This is a genomic window from Maricaulis maris (assembly GCF_036322705.1).
Taxonomy (GTDB): domain Bacteria; phylum Pseudomonadota; class Alphaproteobacteria; order Caulobacterales; family Maricaulaceae; genus Maricaulis; species Maricaulis maris_B.
Genome location: NZ_AP027270.1, coordinates 1,956,802 through 1,969,804 on the forward strand (window position 1 = coordinate 1,956,802; position 13,003 = coordinate 1,969,804).

General features: G+C 65.3%; 14 protein-coding genes and 1 pseudogene. 11 read left to right on the forward strand and 4 right to left on the reverse strand.

Annotated features, from left to right (window positions below):
• Positions 1-68 precede the first annotated feature (68 nt).
• Positions 69-1,277, reverse strand: coding sequence for an ammonium transporter (locus AAA969_RS09220; protein ID WP_338245734.1), 1,209 nt, complete (start codon positions 1,275-1,277; stop codon positions 69-71).
• A 241-nt stretch (positions 1,278-1,518) separates the two neighbouring features.
• On the opposite strand from AAA969_RS09220, the gene AAA969_RS09225 reads away from it, so the two are divergent.
• Positions 1,519-2,637 carry a beta-ketoacyl-ACP synthase III gene (locus AAA969_RS09225; RefSeq protein ID WP_338245735.1) on the forward strand — a complete coding sequence of 373 codons (1,119 nt, stop codon included), beginning with the start codon at positions 1,519-1,521 and terminating at the stop codon, positions 2,635-2,637.
• A complete protein-coding gene (locus AAA969_RS09230) occupies positions 2,634-3,599 on the forward strand; it encodes a TolB family protein (RefSeq protein WP_338245736.1) in 966 nt (321 codons plus the stop codon). Before AAA969_RS09225 ends, AAA969_RS09230 begins: the two co-directional genes overlap by 4 nt.
• Before the next feature lie 482 nt (positions 3,600-4,081).
• On the opposite strand, the gene AAA969_RS09235 is transcribed toward AAA969_RS09230, so the two are convergent.
• Together AAA969_RS09235 and AAA969_RS09240 are read right to left on the reverse strand one after the other, a co-directional pair.
• Positions 4,082-4,588 carry a hypothetical protein gene (locus AAA969_RS09235; protein WP_338245737.1) on the reverse strand — a complete coding sequence of 169 codons (507 nt, stop codon included), beginning with the start codon at positions 4,586-4,588 and terminating at the stop codon, positions 4,082-4,084.
• Positions 4,589-4,659: 71 nt separating this feature from the next.
• Positions 4,660-5,034, reverse strand: a complete 375-nt coding sequence (locus tag AAA969_RS09240) for a hypothetical protein (protein WP_338245738.1) — start codon at positions 5,032-5,034, stop codon at positions 4,660-4,662.
• 181 nt (positions 5,035-5,215) lie between these two features.
• Between AAA969_RS09240 and AAA969_RS09245 the strand changes: the two genes are divergently transcribed.
• The 9 genes and pseudogenes from AAA969_RS09245 to AAA969_RS15095 all read left to right on the forward strand — a co-directional run.
• Positions 5,216-5,836: an HD family hydrolase gene (locus tag AAA969_RS09245; RefSeq protein ID WP_338245739.1), complete on the forward strand. Its 621-nt coding sequence runs from the start codon at positions 5,216-5,218 to the stop codon at positions 5,834-5,836.
• Entirely contained in the window at positions 5,836-6,822 is a 987-nt protein-coding gene (locus AAA969_RS09250; protein ID WP_338245740.1) for an NUDIX hydrolase, read from the forward strand. The genes AAA969_RS09245 and AAA969_RS09250 overlap by 1 nt, the downstream gene beginning before the upstream one ends.
• Positions 6,823-6,830: 8 nt before the next feature.
• Positions 6,831-7,517: a pseudouridine synthase gene (locus AAA969_RS09255; RefSeq protein WP_338245741.1), complete on the forward strand. Its 687-nt coding sequence runs from the start codon at positions 6,831-6,833 to the stop codon at positions 7,515-7,517.
• Positions 7,518-7,647: 130 nt separating this feature from the next.
• A complete protein-coding gene (locus AAA969_RS09260) occupies positions 7,648-7,899 on the forward strand; it encodes a hypothetical protein (RefSeq protein ID WP_338245742.1) in 252 nt (83 codons plus the stop codon).
• A 117-nt stretch (positions 7,900-8,016) separates the two neighbouring features.
• Positions 8,017-9,156 carry a quinolinate synthase NadA gene (gene nadA / locus AAA969_RS09265; RefSeq protein WP_425325000.1) on the forward strand — a complete coding sequence of 380 codons (1,140 nt, stop codon included), beginning with the start codon at positions 8,017-8,019 and terminating at the stop codon, positions 9,154-9,156.
• Between the two features lie 7 nt (positions 9,157-9,163).
• Complete coding sequence (locus AAA969_RS09270) at positions 9,164-10,822, forward strand: L-aspartate oxidase (protein ID WP_338245744.1); 1,659 nt, start codon at positions 9,164-9,166, stop codon at positions 10,820-10,822.
• A 9-nt stretch (positions 10,823-10,831) separates the two neighbouring features.
• A complete protein-coding gene (nadC, locus tag AAA969_RS09275) occupies positions 10,832-11,683 on the forward strand; it encodes a carboxylating nicotinate-nucleotide diphosphorylase (RefSeq protein ID WP_338245745.1) in 852 nt (283 codons plus the stop codon).
• A gap of 41 nt (positions 11,684-11,724) precedes the next feature.
• Positions 11,725-12,117, forward strand: a complete 393-nt coding sequence (locus AAA969_RS09280; protein WP_338245746.1) for a VOC family protein — start codon at positions 11,725-11,727, stop codon at positions 12,115-12,117.
• A gap of 266 nt (positions 12,118-12,383) precedes the next feature.
• Positions 12,384-12,509, forward strand: a pseudogene (locus AAA969_RS15095) (DUF1328 domain-containing protein); the annotation flags it as partial.
• A gap of 62 nt (positions 12,510-12,571) precedes the next feature.
• Here the strand turns inward: AAA969_RS15095 and AAA969_RS09290 are convergent.
• Positions 12,572-12,973, reverse strand: coding sequence for a hypothetical protein (locus tag AAA969_RS09290; RefSeq protein ID WP_338245747.1), 402 nt, complete (start codon positions 12,971-12,973; stop codon positions 12,572-12,574).
• Between the last annotated feature and the right edge of the window lie 30 nt (positions 12,974-13,003).

Genomic DNA, 13,003 nt, shown 5'->3' on the forward strand with positions numbered 1-13,003 from the left:
CGACGGGCCGGGCCCAGTATACGTCGCAGGCCGGGGAGGACAGGCCAGGACGAAATGTGGATCGACGGCTAGCCGATGGATTCGCCGTGCAGCGTCGTGTCGAGGCCGGAGATCTCGCCTTCCTCGTCAACGCGCAGCGGCATGATCTTGGATTGCACGAAAAGTATGACAGTCGTCACCACGCCGCAGTAAACCGCAGCCGCGAGCGCACCCCAGGTCTGGGTCCAGACCTGCATCCAGTTGCCCTCGATCGCGCCGCCGGCACCGCCAATGGCCTCCGAAGCGAAGACACCGGTCAGGACAGCGCCGACCAGGCCGCCAATGCCATGCAGGCCGAAGGCGTCCAGTGTGTCGTCGACCTTGAGCACTTTCTTGAGTGCGGTGACACCCCAATAGGCCCCGAAGGCCCCGCCGGCGCCAATGATGAAGGCCGACCAGGCCGGCACGAAACCGGCGGCGGGTGTAATCGCAACAAGACCCGCGATGGCGCCCGAGGCCGCACCCAGCACACTGGCCTTGCCGCGCAGGATCCACTCCAACCCGATCCAGACCAGCACCGCACTGGCAGCTGCCAGCTGGGTGGTCACGAAGGCATGCGCCGCCGCACCGTCGGCCGCCAGGGCCGAACCGCCATTGAAGCCGAACCAGCCGACCCAGAGGAAGCCGGCACCGGTCACCGTCAGGACGAGATTGTCGGGCGCCAGGTTGGAACCCGGATAGCCCTTGCGCGGGCCGAGGAATTTGGCGAGCACCAGCCCGGCCACACCGGCATTGATATGGACCACGGCGCCGCCGGCAAAATCGAGCACACCGGCCTCACCGAGGAAGCCGCCGCCCCAGACCCAGTGGCAGATCGGCGCGTAGACGAGGATCAGCCAGGCTGCGGCGAAGACCATGAAGGCCGAGAACTTGATCCGCTCGACCGCCGCACCGGCGATGATCGCCACGGTGATGATGGCAAAGGTGAGCTGGAACATCAGGAAGAGGTTTTCCGGCAGGTCGCCGGACATTGTGTCAGGCATGATCCCGGCGAGACCGATCCGGCTCAGACCGCCGACGAAGGCATTCATCGCCCCACCATCGGAGAAGGCCAGCGAATAGGCGATCAGCGCCCACAGCACGGTGACGATGGCCGCGGCGCCGAGGCTCTGCATCAGGGTCGACAGCACATTCTTGCGGCGGACCATGCCGCCATAGAACAGGGCCAGTCCCGGCAGCGTCATCAGCAGGACGAGGGCGGTGGATGTCAGGATCCAGGCGTTATTACCACTATCCATGGGGCTCTCCGTGAACGGGGCTTGATTATGTTGCGATCGCGAAGAGCTAGGCCTCTCCCGCGCGGAGAGTCGACGACGCAACCGCAATTTTGCGGGATTGGCCGCATCGCGCCGCGAAATTGTGCAGGCCTGCCCGTTTTCGAGGCGGCCGCGCATCATCCGTGCAATGTCAGGGTGGATTGATCGCAAGCGCTCATGCTTTACGCTGGTCAGATCAGGGACAAGAGAAGAGTCGGGCGCCGTGAAAAACAGCCTCATCCGATCAACGGGATATTGGGTCCCGTCCAACGTCATCAGCAATGATGAACTCGTGGCCAGCTACAACGCCTATGCGGAACGCTTCAATCGCGAGCATGCCGCCGCCATCGGCGCCGGCGAGATCGCCGAAGTACCGCTCTCCTCCAGCGAGTTCATCCGCAACGCGTCGGGCATCGAGCGTCGGCACGTGTATGAAAAGTCGGGCATTCTCGATATCGACTCGATGGTCCCGCGGATTCCCCCGCGGCCGATCGAGGAGATCTCGACCCAGGCTGAGTTCGCGATGAAATCGGTCCAGATCGCGCTCGACAAGGCCGGTTATGACGGTTCCGACATCGATGGTGTGATCGTCGCCTCATCGGCCCAGCAAAGAAATTTCCCGGCCCTCGCCTGCGAGATCCAGAACGCGATCGGCGCGAGCGGTTTCGCCTTTGACATGACCATGGCCTGCGCCGCGGCCCTCTATGGCCTGCACATGGCCAACGGGCTGATCAAATCCGGTCAGGCCCGCCGCGTTCTGGTCTGCTCGCCGGAAATCATGACCTGCATCAATGTCCATTCGCGCCGGGAAGTGCACTTCATCTTCGGCGATGCCTCGGCGGCGATGATCGTCGAGGCCGATGACGGCAAGCCCGGCGGCTGGGACGTGATCGGGACCCATGCCGAGAACAAATGGTCCTCGGCCCTGCGCTCGGACTATGGCTTCATCAATATCGCCGAACAATCGGTCGATCCCGATTTCGCCCCGCATCTCGACCAGGACGGACACCGCGTCTTCAAGGACGTCGTCGGCTTCGCGCCCAAGGTCGCCCGCCGGATGATGGAGGATATCGGCCTGGCGCCGGAAGATGTCCGCCGTACCTGGCTGCACCAGGCCAATATCCGCATGGTCGACATGATCGCCAAGCGCATCCTCGATCGTGACCGCACCGAGGACAATGCACCGGCCATCCTGCAGGAGTATGGCAATACCTCGTCCTCCTCCGTGGTGATGAATTTCGAAATGCATTCTGACGACATGGTCGCCGGCGAGACCGGCGTCCTGTGCGCCTATGGCGCCGGCTACGGTGTCGGGGCAGCGGCTGTGAGGAAACGCGCATGAAAACCTGGCTTGGCCTGATCTCGATCGCCGCCCTCGCCACGGCCTGCACGCCGGCCCCGCAGGACAACGCGGACACCACGCCGGATGCCACCGCGATGAATGATGCAGACGCCGATACCGCAACCGCCGCGGAAGAGGCCGCGCCGCCGCCGGGCACCGACATCCACCTCTTCGCCCTCGACTGGAGTGGCGACGCGCCGGTGCTCGCCGCTTCGCTCGGCGGTGTCACCCGGCCCGGCTATGACAACCAGCCCTTCTTCACCGATGATGGCGGGCTGCTCTACACTGCCGGTGACGAGACCGGGGAAACCGATATCTGGCGGCTTGACCTGGCCTCGGGCGAAACCACCCCGGTCACCCGGACAGCCGGCGAAAGCGAGTACTCACCGCGCATCGCACCCAATGGCCAGCTCAGCTATATCTTCCAGCCGCCGGGTGGTTATGCCGGCAATGCCTATCTGGCCAATCCGGACAATACCGACCGCGCCCCGGCCGAGGCCCTCGCACCGGTCGGCTATTACGGCTTCTCCGGCGATATGAGCAAGGTTGCGGTTTTCCATCTCGGCGAGCCGATGACGCTGCAGCTCATCGACCGCACCACCACGCCGGAAACCGTCACCCATATCGCCGACAATCCCGGCCGCAGTTTCTTCCGCGCCGGTCGCGGTCCGGCCCTCTATGTGACGCTGGCTGATGAGGCGGGCGTTCACACGATCCACGCCCTCAACACGCAGACCGGCGAGCTGCGCGAGATGTTCGCCCTGCCCGGAACAAGCCAGGACTTTGCGGTCGCCGTCCTGCCGGACGACCGCATCACCTTCATCGCCGTGCATGAGGGACAATTGCTGTGGCGCGCCTATGGCGGCTGGGAGCGGATAGGCGCGATCGACTGGCTGAGCGGCGTGACACGGCTGGCATTGAGCCCGGATCTCACCACCCTGGCGATCGTGGCGGAAGAATAGCCAGCGCGGCCGCTTATCCCCCGCCGCACACGACTTTCCTTCTCCCTTGGGAGAAGGTGGCCGGAGGCCGGATGAGGGGGATTACTCCTGCATTCACCGGGATTTACCCCTCACCCTGCCCCTCTCCCGCGGGAGAGGGAAAGCGCGTCGAAACACCCCCGCTCAATAATCGGGTCAGGCACAATGAATTCGCCAACCTTGGCAACGCCGCCACCCCCATCAGACTAACCCGTGCCCCGGCGCAGGCCGATCCATAGATCGCTTGTCAGCCAGCAGGCCGTATCCGCTTCTTCAGCTCAAGGGTGAAACCGCAACGCGGCGCGTACGCGCCCTTGACCTGAAGAAGCGGATACGGCGACGTCTCGGCAAGCGGTTTATGGTTGGGTGTGCGCGGTGCGCGCGAGGGGATAAGGGGCGCTCGGAAGAACGGAACGTACCCCCCGATCACTCGATGTCTGTTCAGGCAATCGGCGCAACGCCCCTTACAGCTTTTGCGGCGGCTTCGATCCCCCGAGCGCCTGCATCTCGGTCTCAAGCTGGTCGCGTTGGCGCTCCATGGCCCGGATACGCCGGTTCTCTTCCTCAACGCGCCGGTTTTCTGCGCGGATCCGGGCATTCTCCGCCTCGATCGCTGCACTGGGCCGGGACGCGCTGCCTCCGGACCGTCCCTGGCCGGCCGGATCGGCCGTCGGCCCGCCATCACGATCCGTGACGCCGCTGCCCGCCTGCCCTTGCGGCCCGCCCGTACGCCCGCCGCGCCCTCGTCCGACCGGGTCGGCGGAGCTGCCGTTATCGGAATCGGTCACGCCCGCTCCGCGCCCTCGCCCGACCGGATCGGCCCGGGCCCCGGTGTCAGAATCCGTTATGCCAGCCTGGGCCAGGCCGCCATGTGTGGCCGACGCGGTTCCGCCGATGAGCGTGGCCCCGACGACACCGCCGACGACCTGTTCCAGGAATGATCGACGGCTGACGGATGTCTTGCGGGCCATAGCGGCCTCCTTGCCTTGGAGTCCCGGCAAGGTTAGGCGCAAACCCTCATGGCGACAAGAATGATGCCGCCCTAAACCGCGACCGCCTCGGTCACCCGATAGGTCAGATCATCCCCATCGGCCTCGTGGATGGTGAGATAGTCGCCGATCCGCATCGTGTGATCACCCAGGCGGAAAACCGGCTCATCCGGGCCCTCATCGTCTTCGTCATAGCGGAAGAACCAGTGACTGCCGCGATGAGAGAGCCAGCCATCGGCCTTGTCAGCGGGATCCGGCGAGAAGCGATCAACCGTGCAGGCCGCCTTGTTGGCGCGCCAGAGATCGAGATCGAGCTTGCCGTCCTTGTCCAGCGGGGCGATCACGACATAGCCGTGCCCCTCATCACCATCGGGAAAACCCGCCTTGGGATTGCGGCCGAGCCGCATGACCACACGTGTCAAAGTCACGGGAAACCTCCATATCCTTATTTTTGATATGACTATTTCGCGCCCAAATGCCGGCGAGGTCAATCAAAGCCGGTGCGGCATGGCGGCACAGCAGGTGTGAACAAACGGACCATCGGGATTGGTCCCGACGCCGCTTCTCTGCTATCTCCCCGACCCGCCTGAAGAAGACGAGATTGAACCGATGCCCGCTGCTGCCGCCAAGAAGACCAAAGAAGCCCCGCGTGCCTGGCAGCGGATGATCTCCGGTCGCCGGCTCGATCTGCTCGACCCCTCGCCCTTCGATGTCGAGATCGAGGACATCGCTCATGGCATCGCCCGGGTTGCACGCTGGAACGGCCAGACCTCGGGCGATCACGCCTTCTCGGTTGCCGAACACAGCGTCGTCGTGCTGGAGATCCTCGACCATCTCTATCCCGGTATCGAGGACAAGTGGCGGGTCGCGGCCCTGCTCCATGATGCCTCCGAATACGTGATTGGCGACATGATCAGCCCGTTCAAGGCGGCACTGGGTGTCAATTACCGGGCTTTCGAGGACCGGCTCGAGGCGGCCATCCAGTTGCGGTTCGGCCTGCCGGCGAAACTGCCCGCCGAGGTCAAGCGCAAGATCAAGCGGGCCGATGTGATCTGCGCCTATTTCGAAGCGACCCAGATTGCCGGTTTCAGCCATGGCGAATCCGTGAAATTCTTCGGACGTCCCCCGGCCGGACTGGAGATCGCCATCAACCCCCTGCCCGTCAAACAGGCCCAGCAGCTCTATCTCGACCGCTTCGAGACCGTGCTGGCGGCGTTCGAGGGCCGGTAGTGGCGACAGCGCCGACGGATAAGTCGGGCCAGGCCCTCTCTGTCGGCCTCAATGCGGTGATCCTCGCGGTCGATGGCGACACGCCGCAAGTGCTGATCGTGCCCCAGTCCGGTGGCGGTGAAGCGCTACCCTTCGGCCCGTTCGACCCGACCGAACACCGCACACTGGAAATCGGTCTGCGGCGCTGGGTGGATGAGCAGGCACGCTTCCAGCTCGGCTATGTCGAACAGCTCTACACCTTCGGTGATCGCGGCCGTGAGGCGCCGGTCGCCGCAATGACCGGCTCGGAAGACGACCGCATCATCTCGATCGGCTATCTCGCCCTGACACCCGACGTTTCGGACCCGCCCGAAGGCGGCGGCCAGTGGCGCGCCTGGTACCGCTTCTTTCCCTGGGAAGACTGGCGTGACGGCCGCCCCGAGATCATCGACAGCCAGATCCTGCCGCGCCTTTCGGCCTGGGCCGACGGTGCTGGCGGCCCCGGCCGCCGGGCCTCCTGTCATGACCGGATCAAGCAGTGTTTCGGCCTCAATGCCGGCGGCTGGCAGGAAGGCCGGGCGCTGGACCGCTACGAGCTGCTCTACGAGGCCGGCCTGGTCGCCGAGGCCTCGCGTGACGGCCAGAGCGAGGCCGGTCCGGCCGCACCGGGTCTGGGACAAGCCATGGCTTCGGACCATCGCCGCATCCTGGCCACCGCGCTCACACGCCTGCGCGGCAAGATCAAATACCGCCCGGTGATCTTCGAGCTGATGGAGGATGTCTTCACCCTCTCGGCGCTGCAGCAGGTCGTCGAGGCTGTGGTGGGCTATCGTCTGCACAAGCAGAATTTCCGGCGCGCACTGGACCGGTCGGGCTTCGTCGAGGGCACTGGCAAGGTCGAAAGCGCGACCGGGGGTCGTCCGGCCGAGCTCTTCCGCTATCGCCGCGAAGCCCTCGCCGGCCTGCCTTCGCTGGGCCTGGCGACGCCGCGGCTGAAAGACGGCTGAGGCCAGCCATGTCCGGACCATCCACCGGCCGCGAGCAGCCTCGGCCCTTCGTCTACACGCCGCCGCCCGCCGGGCCGTTGCCAATCATCCATGTCGATGATCACATCCTCGTGCTGGACAAGCCGTCCGGCCTGCTGACCGTGCCCGGCAACCGCCCGGACCGGGCCGACTGCCTGGAGGCGCGGGCGCGGCGCGACTATCCGACCGCGCGGATCATCCACCGGCTCGACATGGATACGTCCGGTGTCATCGTGCTGGCGCTGACGGCGCACGCGCAGGCGCATATCGGCAAGCAGTTTGAAAAGCGGATGACGACGAAATCCTATATCGCCCGGGTCTGGGGCGTCATGACGGAAGCGTCGGGCCGGGTCGATCAGCCGATCATCACCGACTGGCCCAACCGTCCCAAGCAGATGATCGATCATGACCGGGGCCGTCCGGCCCAGACCGACTGGCAGGTTCTGGAAAGCGCCGACGGCATGACCCGGGTCCGGCTGACCCCGAAGACCGGACGCTCACACCAGCTGCGCGTCCATCTCCTCCATCTCGGACACCCGATCCTAGGCGATAATCTCTATGCCCATGCCGAGGCCCTGGCAGCCAGCGACCGGCTTTGCCTGCATGCGGAAACACTGGGTTTGCGTCATCCCGATGGCGGCGCGGCGGTCTGCTTCGAGAGCCCGGCCCCCTTCTAGCGACCTCGTAATCGTGGCTTCACTCGTGAATTGCGATTATGCATTAACTTTGCAATTTGAACTTGCTTCAATCTTTTTCCTCTGAAATGTTCCGGCGCCTTAAGTGAGTCCGCACAGGAATTGGGGCGACATGTCGAGTAATCTGGGCCTCCGGGATGTCCTGCATGCAGCCTTGGTCTGCGCGACCATCTGCCTGGCTCTGCTGGCGATAAAGTTCGCCATGTTTGGATGGCTCGGCGCGGGGGCGGCCATTCTTTTCATGGTCGCGCTGTGCTCCTCCCGCCGGCGCCGGCTTCGGTGGCGCCTAATTCTGCCCGCCACCATTCTGGGCGCCGTTGGATACAGCGTGGCGTCCGCAACAGTTGCCGGCGTCATCCTCTGACCCCTTGCGCAATGCTCATGATGAGCATATACCAGTTGCACGGTTAAGCTCAGTTCGAGCATAAGGCCGCGTTCCGGTGATGGCGCCCGTGTCATCGCCTCTTTTCAGACCTTTGATATGCTCGTTTTGAGCAAAAGTGAGGGAAAAATGGACCGGATGGGTTTTGACGGCACACTTCAGGACTTTGATCAGGATCGGCCCGAACTCGCCTATACGGACGAGGTCAAGGCCGCGACGGACCACCTCTATGCCAAGGTCAGCCATGTCGTGACGCCGATGGAGTGGCCGGCCAAGGCGCCGCTGATCCACGCCATCAATCAGCTGAAAAAGGAAAAGAACGCGGTCATCCTGGCGCACAACTACATGACGGCGGACATTTTCCACTGCGTCGGCGATCTGATGGGCGACAGCCTCGCCCTCGCCCGCATGGCGGCGGAGAGCGAAGCGGACATCATCGTCCAGGCCGGCGTCCACTTCATGGCCGAAACCGCCAAGGTGCTCGCGCCGAACAAGAAAGTCCTCATCCCCGACACCCGCGCCGGCTGTTCGCTGGCCTCCTCGATCACGGGTGAGGATGTCCGCCGCATCAAGGCCGCCTATCCCGGCGTGCCGGTCGTCACCTATGTGAACACCTCGGCGGATGTCAAAGCCGAGTGCGACATCTGCTGCACCAGCTCCAACGCCGTCCAGGTGGTCGAGAGCCTCGGCTCGGACACCGTCATCCTGCTGCCCGACCAGTATCTGGCCAAGAATGTCGCCGCCCAGACCGATGTGACAATCCTCACCTGGGCCGGCAGCTGCGAAGTGCACGAGCAATTCACGGCCCAGGACATCCAGGACCTGCGCGATGCCCATCCCGGCGTGGTCATCATCACCCATCCGGAAAGCCCGCTGGAAGTGGTCCAGGCCGCCGATTTCGCCGGCTCGACTGCGGCCATGGCCGACTGGGCCAAGGATAGCGGCGCGAAGAAGGCCGTCCTCCTGACCGAATGCTCGATGAGCGACAATGTCGCCGCCGACGTCCCCGAAGTCGAGTTCATCCGCCCGTGCAATCTGTGCCCGCACATGAAGCGGATCACGCTGGAAAACATCTATGACTGCCTGCGCCTGGAACAGCACGAAGTGACCGTCCCCGACGCCGTCATCGAAGGCGCCCGCGCCTCCGTCCAGGCCATGCTCGACCTGCCCAAGCCGGACAAGCCCGCGAGCTTTGATCCGACCAAGCCGGCGAAGCGTGTGGATCTGGTGAGCCTCTAACCGCGTCATGACCCGCCCCATCCTCATCTGTGGCGCCGGCATTGCCGGGCTCTGGGCGGCGCTGAAGCTCGCCCCGCGCAAGGTGGTCCTGCTCACCGGTGCGCCGCTGGGTGAAGGGGCGGCGTCCGGCTGGGCGCAGGGCGGGGTGTCGGCGGCTCTGGCGGCGGACGACAGCGCGGCGCTGCATGCCCGCGACACAATCGCGGCCGGCGCCGGTCTGGTCGATCGCGATGCGGCGCTGGCCCTGGCCGAAGGCGCGGCAGCGGAAGTCGCGGCGCTGGCCACACTCGGCGCACCGTTCGAGCGCGAGGGGGAGACCTGGTCGCTGTCCCGCGAGGCGGCGCATTCACAGCCTCGCGTCGCCCGCGTGAAGGGCGATGGCGCCGGTGCCGCGATCATGGCGGCGCTGATTGCGGCCGTGCGGGCTGCGGACCACATCGAGATCCGCGATGGCTGGAAAGCGGTCTCGCTGCTGGGCGATGCGAGCGCCTGTACTGGCGCCATTGCGAAAGGGCCTCACGGCGAGATCGAACCCGTCGAAGCCGACGCGACCCTGCTCGCCATGGGCGGCGCCGGCGGCCTGTTTGCCCTGACCACCACGCCGGCCATCGCCCAGGGCCAGGCCATGGCGATGGCGGCGCGTCTGGGCGCGGTGATCCGCGATCCGGAATTCGTGCAATTCCACCCCACCGCCCTCAATGCCGGCCTCGATCCGGCGCCCCTGTGCACCGAGGCCCTGCGCGGCGAGGGCGCGACCCTGGTCGACAAGACCGGCCATCGCTTCATGAAGCCCATCCACAGCGACGCCGAACTCGCCCCGCGCGATGTCGTCGCCCGGGCGGTGCACCGCCAGAATGCCGGCGGCAAGGGCGCCTATCTCGATTGCCGCGCCGCCGTCGGCGAGACCTTCCCGGACCGTTTCCCGGCCGTCTTCGCAGCCTGCCAGCGCGCCGGGATTGACCCGCGCACCGCGCCCATCCCCGTTGCCCCGACCGCGCACTATCATATGGGCGGTGTCGCCACCGATATTGATGGCCGCACCTCCGTGCCCGGCCTCTATGCGATCGGCGAATGCGCCGCGACCGGCCTGCACGGCGCCAACCGCCTGGCTTCGAATTCGCTGGCTGAAGGTCTGGTCAGTGCGGCGCGGGTGGCGCATGTGCTCGGGTCCTCGCGGGACCAAAACCAACCGTCATCCCCCGGCTTGTCCGGGGGACCTCAACTGGCCAGCCGCGTGGATGGGCTGGACAACGGGGTCAGCGCGAAACACTCGAAATTCATCGACGAGGTCCCCCGGACAAGCCGGGGGATGACGGTGGACAATCAACCGCTTCTCCTTGCGTCTGCCCCCACCCTCCCGCCCCTCGCCCTCACCCGTCTGCGTCAGGCGATGTCACGGCATTGCGGGGTGGAACGCTCGGCTTCGGGCTTGAGCGAGCTCGCGGCGCTGATCGACATGATGCGGGCCGAGCATGGCGAGGCCGATCCGCTGGTCGCGGCGCGCTTCATTGTCGAAGGCGCCCTGCGTCGCCGCGAGAGCCGGGGTGGCCATTTCCGCAGCGATTGCCCACAAACCCACACCGACGCGCGCCACACCGAATTGCGCCAGGCCGATCTGGCCGCCCGCATCCCGCAACCGGCCGCCCTCGCCGGCCCGGCCGAATAGGACAGACCCATGCCTGCCATCATGCCCCTGCCCCGCCATATCGTCCGCGACGCGGTTGCGCGCGCCATCGCCGAGGACCAGGGCGGACGCGGGGACGTCACCTCACTGGCCTGCATCCCGGCGAGAGCCGAGGCGAAATTCTATGTCAAGGCTCGCGAGGCCGGAGTGGTCTGCGGCTTTCAGCCGGCACTGGAAGCGATCTGGCAGTGCGATCCGGAGGCGCTGGTCAGTCCGCAACAGGATGATGGCGACCTCATCAAGCCCGGCGATGTGCTGATCTCGGTGACCGGACGCGCCCGCGGGCTGTTGTCGGCAGAACGGATCCTGCTCAATTTCATGGGCCGGATGAGCGGGATTGCGAGTTTCACCGCGCGCTATGTCGAGGCTGTGAACGGCACGGGCGCGCGGATCGCCCATACCCGCAAGACCACGCCGGGCTTCCGTGCTTTCGAATTGCAGGCCGTGCAGGCCGGCGGCGGTGCGCTGCACCGGTTCGGGCTGGATGACGCGATCCTGATCAAGGACAATCATGTCGCCGTGTGCGGTGGCGTCCGCCAGGCGGTCGAGGCAGCCCGAACCCGCGCCGGTCACATGACCCGCATTGCCGTCGAGGTGGATCGGCTTGACCAGCTGGACGCCGCGATTGCGGCCGGCGCAGAGAGCGTTTTGCTGGACAATTTCTCGCTCGACGACCTGCGCGCCGCGGTGGCCGCGGCCACGGGCAAGGTCACGCTGGAGGCGTCCGGCGGGGTCAATCTGGACACCGTCCGCGGCATCGCCGAGACCGGTGTCGACGTGATCTCGGTCGGCGCGCTGACACACTCGGCGCCCAATTTCGATATCGGGCTTGACGAGAGCTGAGCGCGGCTCTCAACGTCACGCATCCATGGAGGAATTTCAGCATGTTCAATCACATCATGATCGGGTCGAACGACATCGAGCGGTCCAAGACCTTCTATGACGCGGTGCTGGCCACGCTCGGCGCGGGCGAGCCCATCCGCAATGTCGCGGCAACCGGGCATGTCCGGCTCTTCTACCGCCACAATGGCAATACTTTCGGCATCAGCGAGCCGATCAATGGCGAGCCGGCGACCTTTGCCAATGGCGCCACGATCGGCTTCAAGTGCGACAGCCCGGAGCAGGTGAAGGAATTCCACGACGTCGCGGTCGCCCATGGCGGCACCTCGATCGAGGACGCGCCCGGCCCGCGTACCAGCAGCATGGGCACCATGCATCTGTCCTATGTCCGTGATCCGGACGGCAACAAGCTGTGCGGTCTCTACCGCGAAGCTTGACCCCTCCGGCCGGCTGATCCGGCACCGCGCAATCAGACCGGGGTCCATGCGATCCCGGTCGACGGTCCGTCGCCCCCATCCTCTCGATAACGGTCTGTCCCTGTCGGTCGTGAGGCCAGCGCGTCGCTTCCATCTGACAGCCTGTACCCGGCACTAACACAGGTCAGTCCGACCGGCGCCCCACGCGGATAGTGTCTCCTCAACTGAATGGGCTGACAGCCTCACATCCTGTGCGGGTGGCCCTGTTCTCGGACAAGGAGACTGCCATGCTCGGTTGGGTGATCACATTCTTTGTACTGGCCGTCGCGGCCGCCGTTCTGGGATTTGGCGGCTTGTCCGCGACTTTCTCCGGCATCGCGCAGATCCTGTTTGTCGTTTTCATTGCCCTGATCGACAGCAGGCTCAAAGATCGCCGGAATTGCCGACACGATCCTGCTGGCGGGCGCAAATCGGGTCACTCCAGTCCGGACAGACCGCGGGATCGCACCCGCTGTCCCCGCATCACCGGCATCGCCTGATAGAGGCAGAAGAAGATGACGCCAAGCGCGGCAAGCGCGACATAGCCGGAGATGGCGAGGGCCTCGGCACCGTTCACCGCTGTAAAGATCCAGTCCACCACAAAGGCAACAACGGCGAAACAATAGACCGGCAGCACGTGGCGCTGGCGCGCCAGCAAGAGGTTAAAGCTGACCAGATAGGCGGCAGTGCCCGCCAGATAGATCACTTCCTGGACCGGACCGGTTGACTGGATGAGAACGACCGCGGCGGGATCGATACTCGCATGGGAGGTCGGGAAGAAACGGACAGCAATATCAATCGCCAGCCAGGCAAGGCTGTAGAGCGCACCTAGGCCCATGAAAGCACGGTCACGCGGTACCAGATCATC

Coding starts and splice junctions, on each gene's coding strand:
- AAA969_RS09220 (WP_338245734.1), bottom strand. CDS start 1,277: ATGGATAGTGGTAATAACGCCTGGATCCTGACATCCACCGCCCTCGTC.
- AAA969_RS09230 (WP_338245736.1), top strand. CDS start 2,634: ATGAAAACCTGGCTTGGCCTGATCTCGATCGCCGCCCTCGCCACGGCC.
- AAA969_RS09235 (WP_338245737.1), bottom strand. CDS start 4,588: ATGGCCCGCAAGACATCCGTCAGCCGTCGATCATTCCTGGAACAGGTC.
- AAA969_RS09245 (WP_338245739.1), top strand. CDS start 5,216: ATGCCCGCTGCTGCCGCCAAGAAGACCAAAGAAGCCCCGCGTGCCTGG.
- AAA969_RS09255 (WP_338245741.1), top strand. CDS start 6,831: ATGTCCGGACCATCCACCGGCCGCGAGCAGCCTCGGCCCTTCGTCTAC.
- AAA969_RS09260 (WP_338245742.1), top strand. CDS start 7,648: ATGTCGAGTAATCTGGGCCTCCGGGATGTCCTGCATGCAGCCTTGGTC.
- nadA (WP_425325000.1), top strand. CDS start 8,017: ATGCTCGTTTTGAGCAAAAGTGAGGGAAAAATGGACCGGATGGGTTTT.
- AAA969_RS09270 (WP_338245744.1), top strand. CDS start 9,164: ATGACCCGCCCCATCCTCATCTGTGGCGCCGGCATTGCCGGGCTCTGG.
- nadC (WP_338245745.1), top strand. CDS start 10,832: ATGCCTGCCATCATGCCCCTGCCCCGCCATATCGTCCGCGACGCGGTT.
- AAA969_RS09280 (WP_338245746.1), top strand. CDS start 11,725: ATGTTCAATCACATCATGATCGGGTCGAACGACATCGAGCGGTCCAAG.
- AAA969_RS09290 (WP_338245747.1), bottom strand. CDS start 12,973: ATGGGCCTAGGTGCGCTCTACAGCCTTGCCTGGCTGGCGATTGATATT.